The following is a 25,505-nucleotide window of genomic DNA, read 5'->3' as shown; positions in this document are numbered from 1 at the left end:
GATGATTTTATTTCTTAGTCTTTCGATATGTCGATTGCCTTTTTTAGAGGTATTCAGGTGGTTATAACGTTGGGGATCCACCTCTTCCCATTCCGAACAGAGAAGTTAAGCCCAACGGTGCCGATGGTACTGCGTAATAGTGGGAGAGTAGGACGCCGCCGTTTTTTAAGAAGAAGAGGGGTATTATTTCCCCGAGTCAAGGAGAGAGTCTCTAACATACAGAGACTCTCTCCTTTTTTGGTTCCCTGTTTTCGACTGATTATTTTTCTCCTGGCGAAGAAGTGTGCGGCAGAGTTTAGAGCTTGAGGCCGCCTGGGAGCTTGTGAGTTAGGAAGACGGCATCGCCGTCGGTGGAGTATTGCCAGGACTCTTTCATGATGAAACGTATTGCCTTCAGTATTACATCCGGATGGTGCTGCAGCTTTTGGCAGATGTCTGCAATTAGTACGTAGGGGTTGCTTTCTGTCAGGCGTTCCTCGAGGAAGTGTAGTAAGTCGTCCACTTCGTAGTGGTGTAGTTCCCCCTCTTTCCTCCTTAGACATACGTCGCATAGCTTGCAGTTGTGAGATTGTTCCTCTCCGAAGTAGGCCAAAAGCATTCGGCTGCGGCAAGTGTTTTCTTCCTCTATGTAGCGGAGCGATTGATCGATCCGCGCTTTGAGCCGATCGCGACGCTCTTCGTAAGCCGAACGAGGTATTCGAAGCAATTCTGCATCCTCACGTCTTGTGAGGAAATAAATCCGTGGCAGATTCTTCTGTGGAATATAGTTCACTATACCGGCTTTGTTCAGAATGAGGAGTTGCTGGTAGACCTGATCCACACTAAGCCCAGTCTTCTCGGCCAATTCGCTTTCCACTATGGAAACATAATCTGCAAACAGCCCGTCGTATGTCCTCATCAGGGCTGCCAGTATGCTGTCCGACACCTGTTCGCTTCTCATTCGGTACAGTTCATCGCGCCGAACCTGCATGGTCAGGCGTGAGCGCGATTTTTCCTCCTTATATTCCCAAATTCCGGCTACATCGAGGATACGAATCGCAGCCAAAACCTGTGTCGGAAACATCTTGAAATTCCTACAAAAAGCATCGATGTCGAAGTCGAAAGACCGCTCGAAGCCTTCCCCTTCTCCCACATGCAGATAGTTGCAAATCCGATTATACACAGTGGAGATATATTCCCTCGGAGGAAACTCGTTGCTCACTCGTCTTTTCAGGTTGAACAAATCGTCATCCCCGGCCAATAACACGGCATAAGCCCTCTCCCCATCGCGACCGGCTCGGCCTGCCTCTTGGAAATACTCTTCGAGAGAAGAAGGCATCTCTGTGTGAACTACCAATCTAACATCGGGCTTGTCTATACCCATCCCGAAAGCATTCGTGCAGACGATGATGCGCGTTTCTCCCTCCATCCAACTCTTTTGCCGGATCTCTCGTGTTACGTGGTTCAGACCGGCGTGATAGAAGTCAGCCGAAAATCCGTTTTCACAGAGGAAGCGAGCTAAATCGCGCGTTTTGTCGCGATTCCGACAGTAGACAATAGCCGAACCGTCCACGCGGCTCAGGATATGGAGGAGCATTGTCTCTTTGTCGGCTGTCCTGCGGATGGAGTATGAGAGGTTGGGACGGAAAAAACTTTTCCTCAGCACATTCGACTCCGGAAATTGAAGGATGCGCTGTATATCCTCGATCACCGGCAGTGTCGCTGTGGCAGTCAGTGCCAAAACGGGAACTTCCGGCAAAGCCGTCCTGATATCCGCTATCGTGAGGTAAGCCGGACGGAAGTCGTATCCCCACTGTGATATGCAGTGGCATTCATCTACAACCAGCAGACTCACCCTGAGAGCATGCAGTCGACTGAGGAAAAGATCCGAGTTCAGACGTTCGGGTGATACGTATAGGAACTTGTAGCGACCATAAATACAATTGTCGAGCGTAGTGATGATCTTCTCCCGTGTCATTCCTGCATGCACGGCCGCTGCCTTGATACCCTTTTGGCGCAGTCCCATGACCTGATCCCGCATCAGTGCGATCAGAGGAGTTACCACGAGAGCCAGCCCCGGCAGTAGCAACCCGGGTACCTGAAACGTGATGCTCTTGCCGCCCCCCGTGGGTAGTAGTCCCAGAGTGTCTTGCCCTGCCAGAACGGATTCGATGATCGGGAGCTGCATCGGTCTGAACGAAGCATAGCCCCAATAGTGCTGTAGGATCGCCTCCGGTGTATGTAGGGATGGTATATCGGTCTCATTAGAAAGATCCTCCGGCATCGGAGGAAGGAGAACTTCATCGTCGCCTTCTTGGATTTCGTAGCTACACTCATGGTCGTATACCTCCCCTTGCCAATAACGTTCGGATGTTCCCTCCGTATCGTCAGGGAGGAACGGGTGGAGATCTTCGTCTTGAGGCAAATGCTGCAGCTCTTCTTTCATCTTTCTTTTCCTATTCCTATTGCTACTTCCTTTGTCCAATTAAGGGTCTGCGGTCTATCCCTCGGATCATGTCCCGACAGAGCACACGAAATTCATGCACGAAAATACGAATAATAAGCCCACTGTTCGTCTCTTTCCGTAAGGTTGCTTTCAGGAATTTTGGAACGATAAAAGCTGCGATTGTTTTTCGTGTTTTTGTGAAAAGTGGAGTGAGAACTTTTTCGTTCTGGCTCGATATTTTTTTTTCTCCCGAACCAAAAGAAAAACTTTTACGCCCCACGTTTTTCGGGGCGGTAAATCGTCGTGACGTGTACTGAAAAAGTTGATACAGGGATAGGTTTGGATCGAGATTCAAATTACAGTGTTTTGCAAAGGTCTCGTCGGGGGAATACCGTGCGAGAGTCTCTGTATAGGAGAGAGGAAACTGTATGAAGGATCCTTTTATACTCAAAATCCTCGGAGTATAAACAAAAGAGGCTGTCCCCATAGAGTTAGGGGGCAGCCTCTTTAGGCTCAGTATATTGTGTTTCTGATTATTCGGGACGAGAGCAACGGCTATAGAACGTGAGTTCTTCCGGACGGAAAGCGCGTACGTAGCTATCGATCTTCTCTTGCTCAGCCTGACCATAACGAAGATATACCTCTGCTGACTGACGGAATGAATCATCGTCATTGGCAGCCAACATCAGCAGATGACCGAAGACTGCGTGGGCAGTCATCTCTACAAGCCGACGTGCCTGGAAATCGAGCAGCTCCTGATCTTTCTGTTCTGTTACGAATGCTATCAGTGCTTCGGCACGGTCGGTCATACGAGCCAGAGCTTCTTTCATCGGTTGCAATTCGGGCTTAACCTCTGTCTGCTGGTACTCTTCACGGATACGAGCGATGTAAGTGCCTGTCGTAATATGGCGAATAGCTGCTACGACCTGCAACTGTGTGGTACCTTCATAGATGTTCGTGATACGTACATCGCGGTAGAGACGCTCGCAGGTGTAGTCCTTCATGAAGCCGCTACCACCGTGGATCTGAACACAGTCGTATACGTTCTGATTGGCAAACTCGGAGGTCATACCCTTGCCCATAGGGGTATAGGCATCTGCCAGACGACTGAAGTGCTTCATTTCCGTACGCTCTTCGGGAGTCAATTTGCGCTCACGGCTGATATCCTCCAGCACCTTGTACATATCGACGAAGCGGCTGGTTTCGTATAGCATGGCACGCGAAGCATCGGCTTTGGCACGGATGAGAGAAAGCATCTCGTAAACGGGAGCAAAAGCAATGATAGGCTTGCCGAACTGCTTGCGATCGAGGGCATAGGAGTGGGCTTCACGGAAAGCTGCTTCCGACAGACCTACCGACTGTGCCATGATACCCAGACGAGCACCATTCATCAGCGCCATTACGTACTTGATAAGCCCCATCTTACGGTCTCCGCAAAGCTCTGCTTTGGCATTCTTGAAGACAAGTTCGCAAGTAGGGGCACCCTTGATACCCATTTTGTTTTCGGTACGACGTACGGTCACTCCGCCATCACCATGGTCGTAAATGAACATAGAGAGACCGCGGGCATCCGTGGTGCCGTCTTCGCTTCGTGCCAATACGAGGTGGATGTGTGAGTCGCCATTGGTGATGAAGCGCTTTACCCCGTTCAGATACCAGCATCCGTCTGCTTCGGAATAGGTGGCTTTCAGCATGACGGCTTGCAGGTCGGATCCGGCATCCGGCTCGGTCAGGTCCATTGACATGGTCTCACCGGCACAAACACGAGGAATGAAACGCTCGCGCTGATCTTCATTCCCGAATTCATAGAGTGTCTCAGCACAGTCCTGCAATCCCCAGATATTTTCAAAGCCTGCGTCGGCACGTGATACGATGTCTGCAGCCATGATATAAGGGGTGATGGGGAAATTGAGACCGCCATAACGGCGAGGCATGGAGATACCCATGAGGCCCGCATCTGTGATGGCCTTGAGATTCTGCTTTGTGCCGGCTGCATATGTAACGCGGCCATCATGGAGCGTAGGGCCTTCGCGATCTACGCTTTCAGCGTTGGGCGCGATGATATCGCCACATATCTCGCCAACGATTTCGAGCACCTGCTCGTAGCTGTCCATGGCATCTTCGAAATTGAGCGGAGCGTAGTCGAACTCTTCTTTCTGCGTATAGCCTCTCTCTTTCAACTCCACGATGCGACGCATCAGCGGGTGATTCAGGTGGTACCTGAGCTGCGGGGTGTCTGTATAATAATTAGCCATAATCTTCTCTGTTACTTGCTGTTCTTCTTGTAATAAGTAATCATTTTGGGAATCACTTCTTCGATGCTTCCCGTAATCACGTAGTCGGCAATAGCGTTGATAGGAGCATTGGGGTCATTGTTGATCGCAATGATGATAGAACTTTCCTGCATACCGGCGATGTGCTGGATCTGTCCGCTGATGCCGCAAGCGATATAGAGTTTGGGACGTACGGTAATACCCGTTTGTCCGATTTGCATGTCATGATCGGCAAAACCGGCATCTACAGCTGCACGTGAGGCTCCTACTTCACCTCCTAAAACGGCTGCCAGATCCTGTAAAAGAGCAAAGTTTTCTTTGCTTCCCACTCCGTAACCACCGGCAACGACAATGGGTGAAGCCTTGAGGTTGGATTTGCTTGCTTCTATATGACGCTCGATGATGCTTACAGCGAAGTCTTCGGCTTTGACATAATCAGCTACAGAATGGCGAACAACTTCGCCTTTGTAGTCTGCCGAAAGAATTTCTTTCTTCATTACACCTTCCCGTACCGTAGCCATCTGAGGACGGCAATCGGGATTGATGATAGTGGCTACGATATTTCCACCGAATGCGGGACGGATTTGATAGAGCAGGTTTTTGTAGACCTTTCCTTCTTTCTTGTCTTCGTGATCGCCTATTTCAAGGGAGGTACAGTCGGCTGTCAGACCGCTACCCAACGCAGATGAAACACGGGGTCCGAGGTCACGTCCAACGGAAGTGGCACCCATCAAAGCGATTTGAGGTTTTTCCTCTTCGAAGAACTTCGTTACGATAGAAGTAAAAGGGAGTGTCATATAATGTTCCAAACGATCATCTTCGAACACATGCAGTTTGTCCACTCCGTAAGGAAATACCTGTTCGGCAACGCCATCGACACACTGGCCGATAGCAATGGCTTCCAGTTGGCGGCCTAAGGTAGAAGCCAATGAGCGGCCTTTGGTCAGCAATTCGAGGCTTACGTCTTGAACGATGCCTGCCTCTATTTCGAGATATACAAAAAGATTGTTCATGATCTATCTTATCCGATTGTATGATTAGCAATAAGTTCCTGCATCAGGGCCTCGATCTCTCCATCTTCGGGGAGCATTCGTTTGGCCTCTTTGGCTTGGAACACAACACTCTCAATATGTTTCACCTTCGTGGGCGAACCTGACAGACCGCATTGAGAAAGGTCTGCCCCTACTTCCGCTGCACTCAACTCTACAATATGCAAGCCTGCACGTTTGTCTAAGAGAGCTTTGATTTCCTCTGTCGCATCTTTGGATTCGGAGGCTGTACGCGCATATTTATATCGTTGGAGCAACTTGGCATTGCGCGGACGACACGGAGCTGAGGAGCCGTTTACCGTTACGACCAAAGGCATTGAAGCGACAACGGTCTCTACACCACGCTCAAGACGGCGCTTGATTTCGATGCTCTTGGCGTCTACTTTCAGAATATCTTCAGCATAGGTCACTTGCGGAAGTCCGAGCTTCTCTGCCACCTGTGGTCCCACTTGGGCTGTATCGCCATCGATAGCCTGACGGCCGGAGATGATCAGATCGGGTGATCCGATATGGCGAATAGCTGTAGCAAGGGCATAGCTGGTAGCCAAAGTATCGGCACCGGCAAAAGCTCTGTCTGTAAGCAAGTAGCCACCATCGGCACCACGATACATGGCTTCGCGTATGATGTCTGCTGCACGAGGAGGTCCCATCGTGAGAATATGAACGGTCGTACCAGGCATGGCTTCCTTGACACGCAGAGCCTGTTCCAAAGCATTGAGGTCTTCGGGATTGAAGATAGCCGGCAAGACGGAACGATTTACGGTACCGTCGGCTTTCATGGCATCCTTACCCACATTACGGGTATCAGGCACCTGTTTAGCAAGAACGATAATCTTCATGAGTGTTTATTTTCGTTTTGAGTTTGAGTATTATCTAGTTTGATTGTAGCCTTTCGCTATTCTGTATGATCTTTCTTGATAGGCTTTATAATGTTTCAGTAGTCGGGATTACTTTGTTTTTAGCTACGGTGGCCACAAACTCTTTCAAGTAGAAGGGCTGCCAATAGGCTACATCCTCATAAGCCGATGCCCCGATACGTAATAATGCCGGACGAAGCATATGTGAGGCGAGAGGATGGATGACCTCTTCCGTGAAATGAGCGTTAGGATGTGAAAGAATAGGACGACACTTTTCTGCTCCATCTCCGACGAATAGGATATTGCGCTGTTGGAGTTCTTGGGAAAAAGAGTTTTTATCTATCACCAGAGGCTGGGTATCGGTAAGTGCTTTGCCACTCGAGTCGAAAAGAGCCGTGTAAACCTCCATGCGTCTGGCATCGATCATTGGGCAAATCAACCAATCGGATTGAGATACTGGGCGCGCAGCCTCTGCTATCAACTCCAGAGTAGGAACAGAGACGAGGGGTATTCCCATGCCGAAGCATATTCCCTTGGCAATGGACGATCCTATGCGTAGGCCGGTGTAGGATCCCGGGCCCGAACTTAGGGCCACTATGGAAGGCTTTACACCTAAGCCTGCTGCCTCTGTCAAAACCTCCTGTACGAATACACCGATATTAGCAGCGTGCGCATTCCCCACATGGCTAACCCGTTGTGAGATGATAGCACCTGTGGCAGCGACCGCCACTGAGCAAACACGCGTGGAGGTATCGATGAGGAGGAGGGGCGGATGGATATCTGTCATAAGCCTTTTTCTGTGCCAAAGTTATCCGCTTTTGCGTTACACAACAAATTTTCGGGCTGATTTTTGCACAAAAAACCCGTTTTCGTGTATTTTTTTGTTCGCCAGAGTCTGAAAAACATTCTTACACTTGCTAAGAAACTTTATGACAGAGAGGTAAAGAAAAAGGCTGTGTCGTAAGTTTCCTCACATGACACAGCCTTTTTATAAAGGTGTTTATTCTTCTACGAAGGTCCTATTTGGTATCCTTACGAGCCGAATAGTTGATATTCAAAGCATCAGCGCGGCGAAGCTCATATTTTACTTGTTCGAAGATATGCATCTTGGTATCTCTGTCTCCCTTGATGGATATCGTCATAAGTTTCTTGCGCTCATCTTTAATCTTGCTTTCCTCTTGCTTAACGTATGTGTACACAGCACCTGGATCCTGCGTAATCTGATCATTCAGCTGAATACAAGGCTTGGTTCCGTACATAGCCTGATAGGCCTCATTAGGTTTACCGATATATACGAATGTAACCAATGACTTTTCTTCGAGCTTTGTCAATTCAGTCGCTTTGGGGAGGTTGCTGTACGACACCTTGGGCGTCACCTCACGAATCGTCGTTACCATCATGATAAAGAAGAGGAACGCGAACACCAAGTCAGGTAGTGACGAGGTATTGAGTTCGGGCATCTCGCGCCCGCCGGACTTATTAAACTTTCCCATTTTGTTCCTTATTCTTTACTTGAGATTAGACAACGGCATTTCTGAAATGTGCAACGGATATGCTTCTAAAACAGCTTTCTGCTTGGAAGGAGTAAGCTCCTTGTATGGCTTGCGGAAATGCTTCTGCGCAAATTCGTCCCATACCTCATTATATGCAGCAATGAGTTCGTTTTGTACACTGATGTACATCTGATAGCTAGTTTCAATCTGGTTTTTGATTGAAATAGCATAAGATGAAGTAACCAGCTCCATTGTTCCAAGTCCTGTCACTTCGCGCATTTCCTTTTCAGGAAGATCGGCACGGTTAGAAGGGTTGGCAATGAACTCTTTGGTAATCCGTCTTAAATCATTCAGCTTTACGGGGATAATCTGATCCTGTGATCCCGTAGCTCCCTTTTTCAACAATATGATCTCGTCATTCTTATTGACCAATATACGCATGATATTGCGGTCATTGATCTCGATGTCGGGTTGTTTTTCTTTGTTGGGAGAGAGCGGTGGCAAACGACGAGTAAGCCCCATATCCGTATCCATTGATGTGGTAATCAAAAAGAAGATAAGCAACATAAAAGCGATATCGGCCGATGATGATCCGTTAATGCCGGGCGTTTTTCTTTTCTTTCTTGCCATAGTGCTTTCTGTTTTCTTTTATAATTGATTACACGATCAACGCTTCAGTGACTTGCGGGCTGCACCCCAAATTGTTGCCAAAATTACAAGAATACCTAAGGTGTAGATGGTGTAAAGCCACATATCCGTAACCTTCAACCAACCCGGTGTGTTGTATTGGGCAGAATCTGCATTGAGGCTGGTCATAGCCTCAGTACTACCCGCTGCATAGCCGATAAGCAACACGACAACCAAGAGAATGAAAGATGCAAGTGACATCATAGCTCTCTTGGGGTTGTTCTTGAAGCCCTTTGCAAAAGAGCCAAAGGAAAAGAACAAAGTGGCCAATACGGCAGCCCCGAATAGAATATATGACCAAGTAAGCAGCATGCCGGTCTGGTGATAGATCGTCCTCTCTCCCTCCACGTGATTTCCTCCAAAGAAGAATGCCAAAACAACGATAACGCTGATGGTCACAATGGAAATGAGAGTCCAGCTGGATACTTTTCTTATTTTAGTAACAGCCATATCTGTTATTATTTTTTGAATTTCACGTTGTACTTGATGATGGAGTCGAGCAATGTGATAGATGCATCTTCCATCTTGTTGAGGATAGTTTCTACCTTAGAAAGGATATAGTTGTAGAATACTTGAAGGATCAAAGCTACGATAAGACCACCGATAGTAGTGATCAAAGCCACTTTCATACCACCGGCTACAACCGTCGGGCTGATATCACCTACGCGCTCGATCTTGTCGAATGCCATCACCATACCTACTACCGTACCCAAGAATCCAAGTGAAGGAGCCATGGCGATAAAGAGAGTAATCCAAGAGAGATTCTTTTCGAGCAAACCACTCTGAACACCACCATAAGAAACGATAGAGCGTTCTACAATATCTACTCCCTGATCGATACGCATCAGACCTTGGTAAGCGATTGATGCTACAGGACCGCGAGTATCACGAGCAATCGTCTTGGCTCCTTCTACATCACCGCGCTCAAGAGCTTTGTCAATATCAGCAAGCAGTTTTTCGTTGTTGGTATCAGCCAAATTCAGATAGATAATACGCTCAAGGCAAATAGCCAAACCAAGAATAAGAGCAATTGCTACAGTGGACATAAACTCGGGGCCACCTTCGATAAATTTTTTCTTCAATGCTTGGTGGAAAGAAGCTTCTTCAGCTGCAGGGAGTGTTTCAACTGCAGGAGCTTCCTCTTCTACTGCAGCAGTCTCTATAGCTGCTGAAGTGACCGAATCAGCTGCTGCATCTTGAGCGAAAGCTTGAGTCATGAAGCCTACTGACATAAAGGCCACACATGCAATTGTTGCAAATAACTTTTTCATCGCGAGTCTTTGTTTAGATTAGTACTTTTCGTTTTTATTGTTTGTTACTTATTGATCTTCTGTGCGGAGAGAGCGGGATTCGAACCCGCGAAACGCTTTCGGCGTTTACACACTTTCCAGGCGTGCCTCTTCAACCACTCGAGCACCTCTCCTTGTCATTCCAGCAAAAACTCCCTCCCCATGAACTTGGGCGTGGCTATAGCCTTATGCATCAGCCTCATAACCTCGAATTATGGGTGGGAGGATTATCGATCACTACAATGTAGTTATCGGATTCATCCGCAAAACTATGTTTTTTTCATCATTCCATCCCTATTTTCGAGCACATTTTTCTGTCGGAACACTTAAATCGGACGAATAACTTTTCCCTCTTCAAGCCGAAACCCGAAAAAACGACATGCATTTCGGGTCGTTTTTTCAGCCAAAATATCCGGATCCAATCCGAGGATATGCGCAATGAAAGTAGCTGTATGCACCAAATAAGCAGGTTCATTGCGGCGACCTCTTTTCGGGATGGGTGCCAAGTAAGGCGAATCCGTTTCGAGCAGAAGCCGATCGAGAGGTATCTGAGGCAATAAGACCGGGAGTGTATTTTTTTTGAATGTTACAGTGCCATTGATACCTATATAGAAATGAGGATATGACAATGCTCGTCGAAGATCGACTTCATCACCCGAAAAACTATGAAAAACACCTCGGATCTTATCGGATGGAAATCTGTCCAAACAGGCAAATACCACATCCCATGCCTCGCGAGAATGTATAATAATAGGCAAGTCATAAGCCATACTCCACTCCATCTGAGCAAGAAAGGCCTCGACCTGCTCCGCTTCGAATGTCTTATCCCAATACAAATCGATACCGATTTCTCCTATAGCTACAAATGAACGGGTATGCAGTTCGCGCCGAATGAGGGTGAGTTGTTCCCGAAAATCATCTCGCACCGAAGTTGGATGTAGGCCCATGGCCTCGGATACATAACCTGGATGCCGAGAGAGGACTCCCTGCATACGCGCGATACTTTCTACATCGATATTCGGCATGATGAGATGAATGAGACCGGCTTCCTTGGCAGCAAGAATTACTTGCTCGACATCATCGTCGAACTGGGGTTCATAGACATGCGTATGGGTATCGATGAGCATCATAGAGCGAGAGCGAATAAGAAGCAATCTTCTTTACATACTCCGATGTATTGTTACAAAGGGGGCTATTTCTTATGATTTTCTGTTACGGAGGGTACCGATCAGTTCTCTCAATGGCTTGGTTGTGCTCTCATCAAGACCCAGTTCGTCAAGAGCTTTTTCGGCCAAACAGTTGTGATAATCAATCAGGTCTTCCACGATCGGGCGAATCCCCAAACGATTATAAATACCTGTCACGGCCCGGATCTTTTCTTCTCGTTGCGCATCCGGCATCAAAAGAGATTCTCTGAGGAGATTCAGCTCCTCTCCCTGAGCCATCTCAAGGGTTTTGATCAGAAGCATCGTCTTTTTATTACAAGCTATATCATCGCCGATTTTCTTGCCGAGGATAATGGGATCGCCATACACATCGAGGAGGTCGTCCTCCAATTGGAAAGACAAGCCGATATGTATGCCATAGCGATAGAGAATATCTGCTTTCTCGATATCTGCTCCTCCTGCTATAGCCCCCATCTTGAGAGCTGTAGCCAAGAGAACTGCCGTCTTCAAACGAATCATCTCCAGGTACTCGTCCTCGGCTACAAAGTCCCGCCGTTCGAAGTCCATATCGTACTGTTGTCCTTGGCAAATCTCCATAGCCATACGATTGAACAAGGGCAAAAGGACAGGCAGTAGCCGACTATCTACTTTGGCCAAATGCTCGTAGGCGGCAATGGTCATGGCATCGCCGGAGAGAATAGCTGTATTATCCCCCCACCGATGATGAACGGTTTCTTTGCCTCTTCTCATGGAAGATTTGTCCATGAGATCGTCATGCAGTAAGGTGAAGTTATGGTAAGTTTCAATAGCCATGGCCACTTCGAGGGCAGGCTTATAATCACCACCGAACATCTCGCAGGCGATACATGCGAGGGTAGGGCGGACTCGCTTGCCTCCGAGCCTCAAAATATAGGATATAGGTTGGAAGAGGCCATCGGGTTTTCTCTGATCATAGGGTTGTGACGCTATCTCCTGTTCGATTATTTCTCTCAGGTCTTCGAAAGTATGCATAGTGCTGTAAATTAGTAGGATGATTATGGGAGAACAAAAATAAAAAAAAACTTCCTGTCCTAAGAGCAAGGACAGGGAGCCTTTTGTATTCTCTAAGAAATGATTTGGCTACAAGGATAAAAGCCCACTTTTACGTCTTCTTCGCTTGAGCACAGAAAGATCGGAGCGTGCTTATTGCAGCTTGAATTGGACGGGCTGGGTACAGCGCATACGGACTGCTCGCCCCTGCTGCATACCGGGCTTCCACTTGGGCATAGCCTGTATCACGCGAAGGGCTTCCTTGTCAAGTGCGGGGTCGATGCCCTTAACGACAGTAGCCTGACTAATAGAACCATCCTTTTCGACTACGAAACGAACGATCACCTTACCTTGGACGCCCATTTCGGCAGCCTGCTCGGGATAGACCAAATTCTTGCCAAGCCATTTATAAAGAGCTGAACTACCACCCGGAAACTCTGCCGGACTTTCTACCACTTCGTGGATTTTGTCTTCTTCTTCTTCAACCTTTACAGGGGCAACTTGCGTAGGCGGAGGCAAAGGCTTGCTTTCATCGACAGAAACCAAAGCAATTTTCTCTACTTTCTGTGTATTGTCCACTACTTTGAATTCTTCAGGCAGCTGCACTTCCTGTTGTTGTGGCTGTTCCGGTTCCGGTTGTTCGGGCTCCGGTTCATTTTCTTCCAGCAGGATGGTTTCCTCCATGTCTGCAATATCCACTTTATCACGTGTATAAGTCTCTATCTTATCGTAGGTACGATATTCCAAAGCAACATACACGATCGCGAGTGCTACGACAAGGCCCAAAAGGAAGTTTAAGCCTTTTCCTTTTTCCAAGTCGGCCTTAGGCGATTTTTTGATTTCCATATTCGATAGTATTGTTTTTGATTTCTTGCTTTGGGGCAAAAATACAAAGTTTTTTTATCCCCGATTCGCTTTGAGAGAAAAAATCAGGGCAATCGCATCAAAATAGAGTTATCTTCGGGTTATGGATGTACAAGGTTATTTTTCTAAGGTAGAAGATCCACGTGTAGTGGGTCGTTGCAAGCATAAGTTAAGCGATATTAGTGGATAAACAAATCCCTCAGCAAGGCCGACCTGCTGAGGGATTTGTTTTAATTGTCCTAAGGACAAGAATGCTTTTGTAGGGGGAGAGCTTATTGCTCGGGGGCAAACATGGGATCCCATGCGGGTAGGCGTATGGGCGTGGTCTTCAGGATGTCGAGCACCTTGGCCGGTACGTACCTCTTGTTTACAACCAAACGGAATGTATAAGCATCGAACCATTCGTCGGTGATGATCAGGTGACCCTGTGCACCGTTGTTGACTCCCCAACTGTTCTCTACCATCCACTTGGTGGGCTTACCGTTTGCATCCAGATCCACAGCCATAAGTGTCATGGCATGCGTAGAACCGCTATCGAATGTCTGTATGCGTTCCTTCTTGTTGAGCGTGAACTCTTCGCCGAGCAGTGAGGCATAGTCGTTATTGTCCATAGCCAATATGCCGCGAGTACGATCCAGCTCCTTGCCAACATCGCAGGAGTAGTACATCATGGTGCTGTCCTTGATGGATGCGATAGCCATCTGCTTGAGGTCTTCCATCGGTACATTCACGTATGTCCAGTTCTTGCCGTCGTAGTTGTGGCGGTCATAGTCGATCTCAAAGAGTTTGTAGAAAGGACGACTGGGATCGTTCATGATCATGACGTAATCCTCGCGCATATCTTCGTGCACAAACTGTTTGAAGAAGCTCTGCGGTGTATATTTCTGTGTAGAGATCACCTTGCCGGATGCATCGCGCATGCTCCAGGTAAATTCCGTAGGAGGCTCTCCGAGGTTCATGACGAGCAGGCGATAGACACGCTTGAGGATGTCTTTCTTCTGTGTTTCCAGCTTGGCTTCGTTGGCTCCCTTTTCGGCTGCCTGACGCAAGCGAATACCGCCTTGGCGCAGTACTTTGGTGAGGATGCGGTTGAGGGCTGTAGTGTTGTTGCTATTGCGAGTCTCAGGCATCACTTCGGCAGGTACGAGGCCGTACTTCATCAGATTCTCCGATACGCCGGTGTATTGTCCGCCGTCGCCGATCGGATTTTTGAAGAGCCATTCCACCATTTTGTCGTCCATCGGTTTGTTTCTGGTGTCGATGATTCCTTGCAAGAAGAGGTTGGATTTCTCCAATTGATCCCAAAAGAACGAATAGTTGTGGGAGAAGAAGAAAGAACCCATATTGTTGTCCGTTATCATCCTTGCACGCAGTACGTTCATGCCGGTGAAGAGCCAGCAACGGCCGCTTTGCTGCTGATCGGATATGCCTTTGCTTTGGACGCGATGGCTAAACTGAGCATCGGGAAAATCCGTCTTGGCACTGTTTGTAAAGGTCATACCGTTAGCGATGACCGCATTGCGCAAAGCTCTATCGGCCGGTGTGCCGGCATAAGATGAGCGGATCTCTTCGAGCACTTTGGGCGTGAGAGCTCCTTTTGCATTCTGAGCCTGCATCGATCCTGCTACGGAAGCAGCAAACGCAAGCGATGCAACAAAAATCTTTTTGTTCATTACCTATTAGTTTGGATTAAAATGTTGTTTGCGAGTGAAAAAGGCTGTGTGTTAGCTAATCACGGCAAAGCGGATCAGCTTGGACTTCTTCGATGCCGGATCGTATACTGCAACGGCATATATGCCCGAAGCCACTCTGTTGCCATCAGCACCTCGAGCATTCCATTTGACTTCGGTAGTTACACTCTCAGTCTGGTATAGCAGTCTGCCGGTGGTATCGGTGATTTTGACACTACAGCCGGCTTGCAGTCCGGCAATGGTGACGCCATCGGGATATTCCGGTCTTAGCGGATTGGGGTATACATAGACGCCGTCCAGTTCGGAAGCTGATCCGCTTCCTGTTCCGGTTTGGAACGTCATCAGTCCGTCCGCCGTACCGATGTACAGCAGTCCGTTATCGTCATTCAGGGCGATAGAGAGGATATTGTTAGAAAGCAAAGGACTGTTTTCTACGGTATATTGCGCGAGGATCTTACTACAATCTTCCGAAAGGAGATAGAGTCCTGTCCCTTGGGTGGCGACCCATTTGTGATTGAGTTTGTCCACGACGATGTCCGTCACCGTCACCTTGTCCAGGACATAGTACAAATTGGGTTCTTCTCCTCCGACCGGTCGAACAGCGATAGGGGTAGAATTCGAAGATAAGGCTCCGGCTGCATTGTAGACGCCGAAAATACCTATATCCGATCCCATCCAGACAGAGCCGTTATGATCGACGGCCATTGCATAGATGGTCTTATGTCCTATGGCAGCCCCGAGGCGATTGACAAACTGCTCGACGTAAAGATGGCTGTCGTCCGAAGTCGTTTCCGGCGTACCCCGATCGTTGAAGATGAGGACACCTTTGCGCGTGGATCCGCCACTGCGGTGGAGGATGTTTACCCATTTGTCTCCGTTGGGAAGGATAATCATATTGCCGAATGAGGCCAAATTGGCTACATCCGGATAGCTGAAAGAATGCCACGTGCTACTCTGCGGATCGTACATGAAGATGTTCTTGCCTACGGCACCGAGTGTCCCCCAGAGGTTGCCCTTGTTGTCGAAGGCAATCGCTTTCACACGGGCATCTCCGGGATTACATTCTGCGATAGCGGTTTCGTTTCCCGAATAGCGAGCTATCACTTTACTATCCTTGAATTCGAACAGACCGTTTCCCCATGTACCGACAAAAAAGTGATTGGGATCTCCGCTGGAAACAGCTATATCGACGGCATCATTGAAATTGAATCCGCCGCCTAACTGCTCCTGTACGGTCTCCTTGTCGAAGTTGGTCCATCGGTTGCCGTCGTATAACTTCACCATACCGGCATGTCCCATCAGGTTCGTCCCCCATAGTCCGCTAGCCGCGTACAGGCGTCCATGACGAAACCGCATCTCGTAGAAGTCATTGTCCCCCGGTCCGTCGAATGTTACAGGCATAGCTTCGGCTGTGCTTCCTTCTGTGAGAAGAAGTGAAGCCAAGCCTTCTTCTCCCAATGCTATGTATGCCGTATTGCTTTCGCCCATGGCACCGACACTCAGGACGTTGGCTATAGGAAATTGTGTCGTTTTACGACCTTTTTCTATGAAATAAATCCGATTTTCAGCAGAGACGAACAGACCGCGATCCGTCACATGCAGTCGCGAGTTGGCAGAGGAGGAGAGCAATAGCTCCGGCTCTAACGACTGGTTTGCAGCGACATATACTCGGCCATCGGCAAACAGGAAACAGATGTCTTCCCCGACAATACCCAAACCGGTGACCGAAGCCATCGGCAAATCCAAAGACAGGGCTATCCATGCGGCCGGATCTTGCAGGTTATCGGTCTCCTTTCCGATGAAGAGCTGCCCTTCTTTTAGCATCAGCAAGCGATCATTGTCCAGCTTAGCCACATCGGTCACCTTCGTCCCCTTGGCGTAGGTAGCCGGTATGCGGGCCTCGGCGACATCCAGAACGGAGAGGCCGAATCCTCCTGCCAAATAAGCCCTGTTGCCTACGATCAAAAGGCGATTGAGCGTTTTGTCTATCAGATCGATATTGTCTTTCAGTGCAGGTACGTTGGTCACACGGCCTGCTTCGTCCATGATGTCGATATTGCCCGATGCATAGTATATGACCAAGGATCTCAGCTGCTCGGAGTAGGCTATGCTGCTCACCGATGTATCGCTGAGTCCGCTGATACGGTCGAAGATCTTTACCTCATGGGGTGCTTCTTTGCCCACCGAGTAAAGTACTCCGTTGGCTACGGCAAAGACTTTCTTGGGTGTTTCTACGGCTTTTTCTGTCTTGTGGATAGCCAAGAGGGTATTCCAAATGCCTTCCTCTTGGGCTTGGAGAGAAAAAGAGGAGAACAATAAGCAGGCGACAAGGGCCTGTAAGAGGTTGAACCTTATTTTGCACATAATAAAAAGTCGCGGAGCTGTGCCACTGCCAAAGCACGATGGCTGATTTGATTTTTGGTTTCTTCTCCCATTTCTGCAAAGCTGAGCGTGTGTCCCTCCGGGATGAAAATGGGGTCATAGCCGAAGCCACCCGATCCTCGGCGTTCGGATGCTATGGTGCCTTCGATCTTACCTTCGAAAAAGTGTTTTCCATGATCATCGATCAGGGCGATCACCGTACGGAAGCATGCTTTTCTGGGATGTGGTACACTGCTCAATGCTTCGAGTAGTTTCCTTACATTGGCATCGGCATTGGTCGGTTCTCCTGCGTACCGTGCAGAGTGGACGCCGGGTGCTCCGTCGATAGCTTCTACTTCCAAGCCCGTGTCGTCGGCAAAGCAAGGTAAACCATATCGTTTGTGAACAAATTCTGCTTTGAGCAAAGCATTTCCCTGTAGTGTGTCGGCCGTTTCGGGAATATCCTCCCGACAACCTATTTCATCCAATCCGACAATCTCCACCTTTCCCTCAAGAATATGACGAATCTCGTTGAGCTTATGTGGATTGTTTGTGGCAAAAATGAGTTTTTCCATTATTTTTGTTAGACCGTGCCCCAAGCAAAAGTGGAGCGAAATTCATAACGTAGCAAAAATAAAATAATATATGGACATAGAGCAAGCTCGAGAGCTATGCTTGTCGCTGCCGCAGGTGGAGGAGAGTTTCCCGTTCGATGATGTTACGTTGGTTATGAAAGTAGCCGGCAAAATGTTCGCTCTGTTACCCCTTGATTCCGAAAAGAAAATCATCGCGCTCAAATGCGATCCCGATAAGTCCGAACATTTGAGGATGCACTATGAGGGTATCATGGGGGCTTTCCATATGAACAAACGGCATTGGAACAGCGTAGCTTTGGATTCGGATGTCCCTGCCGATCTGATTGCACGGCTCATCCGGCATTCGTATGCTCTGGTCGTATCCAAACTGCCCAAATACATCCGCACACAACCGCCTTTCGATGGAGTCCAAGAAGAACAGCTGGTCTGAAGAGTATCTGATCCATCTGCCCGAAACGGCCAGCACCAACTCCTATCTGTCCGATCTTTTGGTGCAGGATCCCGACCTGCCTGCGTGGACGGTGGTCATGACAGACAATCAGACTGCGGGACGAGGACAGCAGGGTAATAGCTGGTTCGCTTCTCCGGGCTTGAACCTGACCTTTTCCGTTCTGCTGAGGCCGACCATGGTCCATGCACAGCAGCAATTCGATCTCTCCCGACTGTGTGCGCTCTCCGCACTCCATACACTCGCCGACATACTTCCCTCTGCCGAGATGCTCAGCATCAAATGGCCGAACGATATATACTATGGAGACAGGAAAATAGCAGGCATACTGATCGAACATAGCCTGACGGGCAGCAACCTCGACTACAGTATTTTGGGAGTCGGTCTCAATATCAACGAAAGCGACTATCCGAGCTATCTCCCCAATCCTACATCGGTTCGGATCATTCTGGGGCATCCGGTAGATCGTATGGAGATATTCCGCTCTTTCATGCAGGAGATGCGTTTGCTCTACAGGCACATTGAGGAGCATACTGCCGACCGGCTTCACTCTCGTTATATGCAGTGTCTTTACAGGAGGGTAGGGTACCACCCCTTCCAAGACAAGGAAGGGCGTTTCGATGCCATGATTGCCGATGTATTGGCTTCGGGAGAGCTGTTATTGGTGCGTGCCGATGGCCGAAAGTCCTCATATGCTTTCAAAGAAATTGCCTATATCCTTTGTTGATTAGATTTCCCATTACCTGTTTCTGACTTCCTTATGAGAAAATCCGATCGTCTCGACATACTCTTTCTGCAACTCGTAGCTGTTACCTCTCTCGTGTTGTGCCATGCAGCTCCTCGCCAGCTGGACAACTTACCGTCGTGGTTCCCTTTCTACATAGAGCATTTCTATATGAGAGTTCCCCTCTTCTTTTTTATTTCCGGTTTTCTGTGGGCTTTGGGAGAAAGAAAGAGGGTCGGGAAAACCGCTTTTCAGGTGATCAGAAAAAAAGCCAAGCGTCTGCTCCTTCCATACTTCTTCATGGGGACGGTGGCGTTTCTGCCTAAAGTCCTACTGAGTGCCTACACATACCATCCGATGGAGGCCTCCCTCTCCGGATATGTCAGCAGCTTTCTTTTTCCGGCAACGAATGCTATTCGCTTTCTGTGGTTTTTGCCCTGCTTGTTCAGTCTCTTTTGCCTGATTGTTTTTTATCCTCGGAAGTGGATGGAGGGCCCGAAGATTTTCGGGGCTTACCTCATCGCCTGCCTTCTGCATATAATCACCGAATACGTCCCTGTGGCATTCGAGGATGATCCTTTCTGTATTATAGCAGCCCTTAACAATCTTCACTACTTTGTCCTGGGTATGGTGCTATACCGCTATTCCGATCATATAGTTTCCCGACGGGTATCGGTAATTCTGCTTATCGCCTTCCATGTGGTACTTTTCTCTCGTTTCTTTATGCCCGAGCAGTCGTCGTTCTTGGGGGTGTTGAACTGGACATATTATACCCTCTTCATCGTTGTACTTTATGGTGTATCGGTAAAAATCGGAGACAAGGTGATGCCCGCTCCATTGCTTCACGGTATAGGGTTGTACAGCTATCCCATATTCATTTTTTCATGGTTCGTTCTGGTCGCATTGAGAATAGTCCTTTATGACCGCTATGAGCTGAACACCATGATGATCAATGGAGCCATTGCAGTCAGTTTCATAGCCGGTTTGTTCATACCACTCTACCTGTCCAAGTTCTTGGACAGGAAGCTTCCGGTTTCACTGAAGCCGTTGGTCGGATTGTAAGCAGACGCAGAGGAACTGCGCCAGAAGGAAAGAAAGCTAGTGTTCGAACTTGCGAAGGGAAAAACTGTCGATAACGAACGGACTTGACGACATGATTCCCGTCGAATCGGGGAGACCTCGCAAATAGCCGTAGACACGGCTCACGTCCGCAGAGTCCGGCACCGAAGTCGTCAGCATGTTTATCCCCGGATTCACAGGTCGGCTGACCGTAAGGATGGTATTGTCGGTGCAAACCAATTGGAGGTACATCTCCATCGTTGCATTAGGACGAAGCTGTAGACCTCTCAGCCTCGTAACAAATTCCAATCGGGTGCCTTCCTTATAAGCTGCACCCGGTGTGATGACGAAAGACCTGTTCAGGAATGGTATATCCGGTCGGTAGAAGCAGGCACTATCTCCGGCCAGCATATTGATCGAATCCAACTCGTAGAAGGAACCATCGAGCATAGCCATCCCTTTCTTCTCACGCTCCATCGTAATCTGCTTGTCCAGATCGATTCGCTGCTTTTCCAGTTCATCCCGAACGCTCTGGCAGATGGTGATATATTCTTCCAAATCATGGCGGCCATACCATATCAGCGTGCTGTCGTAATCCCTGCGAGTGGTGCCGTACTTGGCAAACAGATTGGTGTAAACGGCTTCACGAACGCTGTCGGTCAAGGTCGGATCATATATATTGGCGAAGTAACCATCAGCCACATAAAGCTCGACCATCAGATCTCTCAATCGCTTTTTGGGGATCTTTTTATAGTCGTTTCGGCTACAGCCTCCCAGTAGTGCAAGGGAGGCCAAGCCGACAATCAATATGACGTGCAAACGTCTCATTCGCTTTTGGTTGGCTCGGAATCGTCAGTGGCACCGTCAGCTCGCGTCTTTTTCCCATCGAGTAGGACGCTCAACGTACGCGGATAACACGCCAGCAGCAGTATCAACCCGACGGAAATGCAGGAATCGGCAAAGTTGAAGACCGGATGGAAAAAGACAAAATCTTCGCCACCCCAGAAAGGAAGCCACGAAGGAAAGACTCCCTCTATCAAAGGGAAGTAAAACATATCCACTACTCGACCGTGAAACCACGTCTCATAGCCACCTCCTGAAGGAAATAGCTGTGCAATCTGGCCGTGGCTGTCGGAAAAGATGACTCCATAGAAAATAGAATCGATAATATTCCCGATACCGCCGGCGATGATCAGAGACAAACAAGAGAGAAATGCGAGTGTATGCTCTCGCTTTCGTACCAATTTGGCTAATAAATAGATACAAAAGCCCATGGCAACGATGCGAAAGAGACTCAGGAAGAGTTTGCTCCCCAACTCTATTCCGAAAGCCATCCCCGGGTTTTCGACGAAATGAATCTGAAACCACGGGGCGACAACGTGCGACTGCCCCAGTACCATAGTCGTCTTCACCCATATCTTGATCACCTGATCTACGACCAGAAGCAAGACAATGAGAGCTGCGACTACTTTTCCCTGAGACAGACGGGAGAGAAAAGAAGCCATCTACTATTTCTTCTCGTTCATTTTGGCCTCTATGCTCAGCGTAGCATGAGGTACGGCGCGAAGTCGTTCTTTGGGAATAAGTTTGCCCGTTTCGCGGCAAACACCATAAGTCTTATTCTCGATACGTATCAGAGCAGCCTGCAAGTTCTGGATAAACTTCATCAGTCGCTGTGCCAAACGTCCGGATTCCTCTTTCGACAGTGTGGCTGCACCCTCCTCCAGTACCTTGAACGTAGGAGAGGTATCCGACACATCATTACCCTCTGAATTGCTGACGCCCGCACGCAACTGCTCGTAGTCCTTGCGAGCCTGATCCAATTTGGCCAGAATTATTTGCTTGAATTCTTCCAACTCCTCGTCGGTGTAGCGTGTTTTTTCTACCATTTGTATCTAAATAATCGTTAGCGGGACGGATTCTCGGCAGATAGAAAATTCATCTCTGCCTCGGAACTCTATCCCTGATGTTTAACAACTTGTATGCTAAGGACAAAATCATCGAAATCCAGCTCCGCTCCATCGCTGACAGCGTCGCTGATTTCCAACGATTCGGCCTGGATTTGTTGGGCGATATAGTCATGGTGTTCTGCCACCACTTTATCCATAATATCGTTAGACAAGAGGAGGACATCCACCTTGTCCGACACTTCGAAACCGCTTTGCTTGCGGATATTCTGCACACGATTCACAAGTTCGCGAGCCAATCCTTCGGAGCGAAGCTCATCCGTCACTGTAATATCGAGGGCTACGGTCAGATTGCCTTCGTTGGCTACGAGCCATCCCGGAATATCTTCCGAGACGATCTCCACATCGGCCAATTCAAGCTCTACCGAAGTCCCTGCCACTTCCATCCGGAAAGTGCCGGCCTTCTCGAGAGAGCGTATCTCTTCCTGCGTCATAGCCGTTACAGCTTCTGCCAAAGCCTTCATTACTTTGCCGTAGCGTGGGCCGAGTCGCTTGAAGTCGGGTTTGATTCGTTTTACCAGAATACCCATGCTGTCATCCACAAACCGAAGCTCCTTCACATTCACTTCACTAAGGATCAGCGGCTGCACGGATTCGATACACCTGCGCTGCTCATCGTCTATAGCCGGTATCATCAGTGTAGCCAATGGCTGGCGTACTTTCAGATTCACTCTGCGGCGAAGTGCCAGTACCATTGACGAAATGTGCTGAGCCATTTGCATGCTTTGCTCCAGTGCTCTGTCCACCTGACTTTGATCCGGCTGAGGGAAGAGTGCTAAGTGCACGCTTTCGTCTTTGCCCGTCAGATCTCGGTACAGTCGGTCAGCATAGAAAGGACTGATCGGAGCCATCAGCCGGGCCACGGTAAGCAAGCAGGTATAAAGCGTCTGGTAGGCTGAGAGCTTATCTTCGGTCATATCTCCTGCCCAGAAGCGACGGCGGCTGAGACGCACATACCAGTTGCTCAGATTCTCAGAGACAAAATCGCTGATAGCACGACCGGCACGCGTAGGCTCGTAGTCGGTCAGTTGCTCGTCCACCTCGCGGATCAATGTATTCAGTTCGGAAAGTATCCAGCGGTCTATCTCCGGTCTTTTGCTGAAAGGTACATGCTCCTCTGTTCCCGTAAAGCCGTCCAAATTGGCATAGAGGGCAAAGAACTGATACGTATTATATAAGGTGCCGAAGAATTTCCTCCGTACCTCTTCCACTCCGTCCGTGTCGAATTTGAGATTGTCCCACGGTGAAGAATTGGTGATCATATACCAGCGAAGAGGATCAGAACCGTATTTCTTGATGGTTTCGAAAGGATCTATGGCATTGCCGAGACGCTTGCTCATCTTATTGCCTTTCTTGTCCAGTACCAAGCCATTGGATACTACAGCTTTGAACGAACTCGTTCCCGATATCATCGTGGCTATGGCGTGAAGGGTGAAGAACCATCCACGCGTCTGATCTACCCCTTCGGCTATGAAGTCGGCCGGGAAGACGGAACCGTCCTCCACTCGCTCGCGATTCTCGAAAGGATAGTGCATCTGGGCATAAGGCATAGCCCCTGAGTCGAACCACACATCGATCAAATCCAGTTCGCGGTGCATGGGCTGACCCGAAGGTGAGCAGAGCGTGATGTCGTCCACGAAAGGTCGATGCAGATCGATCTTGGCATAGTTCTCCTCAGTGTAGACACCGGGCTTGAAGCCGGCCCAGGGATTACGCTCCATCATACCGGCTTTGACGGCCTTCTCGATCTCGTTGTATAGCTCTTCGACCGAGCCGATACAGATCTCTTCGGAACCATCCTCCGTGCGCCAAATGGGCAATGGTGTTCCCCAGTAGCGACTGCGAGAAAGGTTCCAATCTTGAAGATTCTCCAGCCATTTGCCGAAGCGTCCCGTGCCGGTGCTTTCGGGTTTCCAATATATCTTACCATTGTTGGCTATCATCTCCTCTTTGCAGGCTGTCGTGCGGATAAACCAGCTATCGAGCGGATAGTAAAGAACGGGCTTGTCCGTCCTCCAACAGTGTGGGTAGTTGTGTGTCATCTTTTCGATGCGGAAAACGCGATTCTGCATCTTCAGCATCACGCAGAGTTCGACGTCGAGAGTCTCGTCTTTCTCCGTCTTTCCGGCATCGTACGCATTCTTCACGTAGCGGCCGGCATATACGTCATAGAGAGGCAGATCCATGTGCTTCTCTACAAAGACAGGATCCAAATCCGTCGTTGGGAAATAGCGGCCGGCCAGATCCACCATAGGGCGCATATTCCCCTCTTTGTCACGAAGCATCAAGGGAGGTACGCCGTTTTTCTTGGCCACGCGGTCGTCGTCCGCACCGAACGTAGGTGCTATGTGCACGATGCCGGTACCGTCTTCCGTAGTCACGAAATCGCCCGTGATCACCCGGAAAGCACCTTCGCCCGGATTCACCCACGGTATCAGCTGTTCGTACCGCATACCTTCCAACTCCTTCCCTTTCCATGATGCAATCACCTTGTAGGGGAGCAGCTTCTGCGCCGGATCGTAAGAAGCGGGTATCTCCTCGCATTCGCCCTTCGGGTTGAAGAGGGTGTGGAGTAGTGGCTTGCCCAATACGACTGTGATGGGAATACCGTTATAAGGATTGAATGTCTGTACAGCCAAGTACTCGATTTCAGGTCCCACGCAAAGGGCTGTATTGGAGGGAAGTGTCCACGGCGTGGTAGTCCATGCAAGGAAGAAGGCATCGCCGTGCAACTGCATTTCCGGCTTAGGATCCACGATCTTGAACTGGGCTACGCAGGTCGTATCTTTCACATCGCGATAGCAACCCGGCTGATTCAGCTCGTGCGTGCTCAGACCGGTACCTGCTGCAGGCGAATAGGGCTGGATCGTATAGCCTTTGTAGAGCAGGCCTTTCTTGTATAGCTCGGCCAGTAGCCACCAAAGCGTCTCGATATAGCGGTTGTCGTACGTGATGTAGGGGTGCTCCATATCTACCCAGTAGCCCATCTTGTGCGTGAGGTCTTCCCACTCTTTGGTGAACTTCATCACATCGCGCCGGCAGGCAGCATTGTACTCCTCCACGGAGATCGATTTGCCGATGTCCTCTTTCGTTATGCCCAGACTTTTTTCCACTCCCAGCTCTACGGGCAGGCCGTGAGTATCCCAGCCGGCTTTCCTGTCCACTCGGAAACCTTTCATCGTCTTGTAGCGACAAATAGTGTCCTTGATGGCACGAGCCATTACGTGGTGGATGCCGGGCATCCCATTGGCAGAGGGAGGTCCCTCATAAAAAACGAACGAGGGGGCACCCTCGCGACTTTTCAGACTTTCTTCAAAAAGACGGTGTTGCATCCAATCGGCCAACACCTCCTCATTGACACGGGACAAATCCAAGCTCTCGTATTCGGCAAATCTGCGACTCATAAATTTCAACTTCGCTAACAGAGTATCTATAAGAATGGGAGCAAAGATAATCTTTCCGCCCGAAACATTGTTCAACGAGCTCCGCTCGACTATAACTTGCAGATTCCGGTTATAAGTGCAGCA

The 25,505-nt window shown here is 49.0% G+C and carries 23 protein-coding genes, 1 tRNA gene and 1 rRNA gene; 4 read left to right on the top strand and 21 right to left on the bottom strand.

The window, feature by feature from the left end:
- Window positions 1-53: 53 nt before the first annotated feature.
- Window positions 54-164, top strand: a 5S ribosomal RNA gene (gene rrf, locus F452_RS0107535).
- Window positions 165-295: 131 nt separating this feature from the next.
- Here the strand turns inward: rrf and F452_RS0107530 are convergent.
- The 17 genes from F452_RS0107530 to F452_RS0107450 form a co-directional block, all read right to left on the bottom strand.
- Window positions 296-2,425, bottom strand: coding sequence for a RecQ family ATP-dependent DNA helicase (locus F452_RS0107530; RefSeq protein WP_018965606.1), 2,130 nt, complete (start codon window positions 2,423-2,425; stop codon window positions 296-298).
- Window positions 2,426-2,575: 150 nt separating this feature from the next.
- Window positions 2,576-2,683: a DUF1661 domain-containing protein gene (locus tag F452_RS12840; protein ID WP_235317520.1), complete on the bottom strand. Its 108-nt coding sequence runs from the start codon at window positions 2,681-2,683 to the stop codon at window positions 2,576-2,578.
- 275 nt (window positions 2,684-2,958) lie between these two features.
- Complete coding sequence (locus F452_RS0107520) at window positions 2,959-4,680, bottom strand: acyl-CoA dehydrogenase family protein (RefSeq protein ID WP_018965604.1); 1,722 nt, start codon at window positions 4,678-4,680, stop codon at window positions 2,959-2,961.
- Window positions 4,681-4,691: 11 nt separating this feature from the next.
- Window positions 4,692-5,711: an electron transfer flavoprotein subunit alpha/FixB family protein gene (locus F452_RS0107515; protein WP_018965603.1), complete on the bottom strand. Its 1,020-nt coding sequence runs from the start codon at window positions 5,709-5,711 to the stop codon at window positions 4,692-4,694.
- Window positions 5,712-5,719: 8 nt separating this feature from the next.
- Window positions 5,720-6,586: an electron transfer flavoprotein subunit beta/FixA family protein gene (locus tag F452_RS0107510; protein ID WP_018965602.1), complete on the bottom strand. Its 867-nt coding sequence runs from the start codon at window positions 6,584-6,586 to the stop codon at window positions 5,720-5,722.
- Between the two features lie 85 nt (window positions 6,587-6,671).
- Window positions 6,672-7,391 carry a tRNA (adenosine(37)-N6)-threonylcarbamoyltransferase complex dimerization subunit type 1 TsaB gene (tsaB, locus tag F452_RS0107505; protein ID WP_018965601.1) on the bottom strand — a complete coding sequence of 240 codons (720 nt, stop codon included), beginning with the start codon at window positions 7,389-7,391 and terminating at the stop codon, window positions 6,672-6,674.
- 232 nt (window positions 7,392-7,623) lie between these two features.
- A complete protein-coding gene (locus F452_RS0107500) occupies window positions 7,624-8,097 on the bottom strand; it encodes an ExbD/TolR family protein (RefSeq protein ID WP_026292292.1) in 474 nt (157 codons plus the stop codon).
- 15 nt (window positions 8,098-8,112) lie between these two features.
- The gene (locus F452_RS0107495; RefSeq protein WP_026292291.1) at window positions 8,113-8,727 is read right to left on the bottom strand and encodes an ExbD/TolR family protein; all 615 of its coding nucleotides are present in this window, start codon (window positions 8,725-8,727) and stop codon (window positions 8,113-8,115) included.
- A 36-nt stretch (window positions 8,728-8,763) separates the two neighbouring features.
- Window positions 8,764-9,234 (bottom strand): hypothetical protein, encoded by a 471-nt coding sequence (locus F452_RS0107490; protein WP_018965598.1) that lies wholly within the window; start codon window positions 9,232-9,234, stop codon window positions 8,764-8,766.
- Between the two features lie 8 nt (window positions 9,235-9,242).
- Window positions 9,243-10,055, bottom strand: a complete 813-nt coding sequence (locus F452_RS0107485; RefSeq protein WP_026292290.1) for a MotA/TolQ/ExbB proton channel family protein — start codon at window positions 10,053-10,055, stop codon at window positions 9,243-9,245.
- 64 nt (window positions 10,056-10,119) lie between these two features.
- Window positions 10,120-10,207, bottom strand: a tRNA-Ser gene (locus F452_RS0107480).
- A 192-nt stretch (window positions 10,208-10,399) separates the two neighbouring features.
- A complete protein-coding gene (locus tag F452_RS0107475) occupies window positions 10,400-11,203 on the bottom strand; it encodes a TatD family hydrolase (protein WP_033317166.1) in 804 nt (267 codons plus the stop codon).
- Window positions 11,204-11,272: 69 nt separating this feature from the next.
- Window positions 11,273-12,250 (bottom strand): polyprenyl synthetase family protein, encoded by a 978-nt coding sequence (locus F452_RS0107470; protein ID WP_018965595.1) that lies wholly within the window; start codon window positions 12,248-12,250, stop codon window positions 11,273-11,275.
- A gap of 171 nt (window positions 12,251-12,421) precedes the next feature.
- A complete protein-coding gene (locus F452_RS0107465) occupies window positions 12,422-13,114 on the bottom strand; it encodes an energy transducer TonB (protein ID WP_018965594.1) in 693 nt (230 codons plus the stop codon).
- Window positions 13,115-13,404: 290 nt separating this feature from the next.
- Window positions 13,405-14,805: a C1 family peptidase gene (locus F452_RS0107460; protein WP_018965593.1), complete on the bottom strand. Its 1,401-nt coding sequence runs from the start codon at window positions 14,803-14,805 to the stop codon at window positions 13,405-13,407.
- A 51-nt stretch (window positions 14,806-14,856) separates the two neighbouring features.
- Entirely contained in the window at window positions 14,857-17,187 is a 2,331-nt protein-coding gene (gene porZ, locus F452_RS0107455) for a type IX secretion system anionic LPS delivery protein PorZ (RefSeq protein WP_018965592.1), read from the bottom strand.
- Complete coding sequence (locus F452_RS0107450) at window positions 17,175-17,759, bottom strand: non-canonical purine NTP diphosphatase (RefSeq protein ID WP_018965591.1); 585 nt, start codon at window positions 17,757-17,759, stop codon at window positions 17,175-17,177. The genes porZ and F452_RS0107450 overlap by 13 nt, the downstream gene beginning before the upstream one ends.
- Window positions 17,760-17,829: 70 nt before the next feature.
- Between F452_RS0107450 and F452_RS0107445 the strand changes: the two genes are divergently transcribed.
- Genes F452_RS0107445 through F452_RS0107435 form a run of 3 tightly spaced genes read left to right on the top strand, consistent with a single transcriptional unit; the run spans window position 17,830 to window position 20,014 of the window.
- A complete protein-coding gene (locus tag F452_RS0107445) occupies window positions 17,830-18,210 on the top strand; it encodes an MmcQ/YjbR family DNA-binding protein (protein WP_018965590.1) in 381 nt (126 codons plus the stop codon).
- Entirely contained in the window at window positions 18,182-18,955 is a 774-nt protein-coding gene (locus tag F452_RS0107440) for a biotin--[acetyl-CoA-carboxylase] ligase (RefSeq protein WP_018965589.1), read from the top strand. The genes F452_RS0107445 and F452_RS0107440 overlap by 29 nt, the downstream gene beginning before the upstream one ends.
- A gap of 33 nt (window positions 18,956-18,988) precedes the next feature.
- A complete protein-coding gene (locus F452_RS0107435; RefSeq protein WP_018965588.1) occupies window positions 18,989-20,014 on the top strand; it encodes an acyltransferase family protein in 1,026 nt (341 codons plus the stop codon).
- A gap of 36 nt (window positions 20,015-20,050) precedes the next feature.
- Here F452_RS0107435 and F452_RS0107430 read toward each other — a convergent pair whose 3' ends face one another.
- The 4 genes from F452_RS0107430 to ileS all read right to left on the bottom strand — a co-directional run bounded on the left by F452_RS0107430 (window position 20,051) and on the right by ileS (window position 25,382).
- The gene (locus F452_RS0107430; protein ID WP_018965587.1) at window positions 20,051-20,839 is read right to left on the bottom strand and encodes a DUF4296 domain-containing protein; all 789 of its coding nucleotides are present in this window, start codon (window positions 20,837-20,839) and stop codon (window positions 20,051-20,053) included.
- Window positions 20,836-21,516: a lipoprotein signal peptidase gene (locus F452_RS0107425; protein WP_018965586.1), complete on the bottom strand. Its 681-nt coding sequence runs from the start codon at window positions 21,514-21,516 to the stop codon at window positions 20,836-20,838. The genes F452_RS0107430 and F452_RS0107425 overlap by 4 nt, the downstream gene beginning before the upstream one ends.
- A 3-nt stretch (window positions 21,517-21,519) precedes the next feature.
- Window positions 21,520-21,900 carry a TraR/DksA family transcriptional regulator gene (locus F452_RS0107420; protein WP_004584055.1) on the bottom strand — a complete coding sequence of 127 codons (381 nt, stop codon included), beginning with the start codon at window positions 21,898-21,900 and terminating at the stop codon, window positions 21,520-21,522.
- A 68-nt stretch (window positions 21,901-21,968) separates the two neighbouring features.
- Window positions 21,969-25,382 carry an isoleucine--tRNA ligase gene (gene ileS / locus F452_RS0107415; RefSeq protein WP_018965585.1) on the bottom strand — a complete coding sequence of 1,138 codons (3,414 nt, stop codon included), beginning with the start codon at window positions 25,380-25,382 and terminating at the stop codon, window positions 21,969-21,971.
- Window positions 25,383-25,505 lie beyond the last annotated feature (123 nt).

Origin of the sequence: Porphyromonas gulae DSM 15663, from assembly GCF_000378065.1 — a bacterium.
Taxonomy (GTDB): Bacteria; Bacteroidota; Bacteroidia; order Bacteroidales; family Porphyromonadaceae; genus Porphyromonas; species Porphyromonas gulae.
Note: the sequence above shows the minus strand (reverse complement) of the source record. Positions and strands in the feature narration are given on the sequence as shown.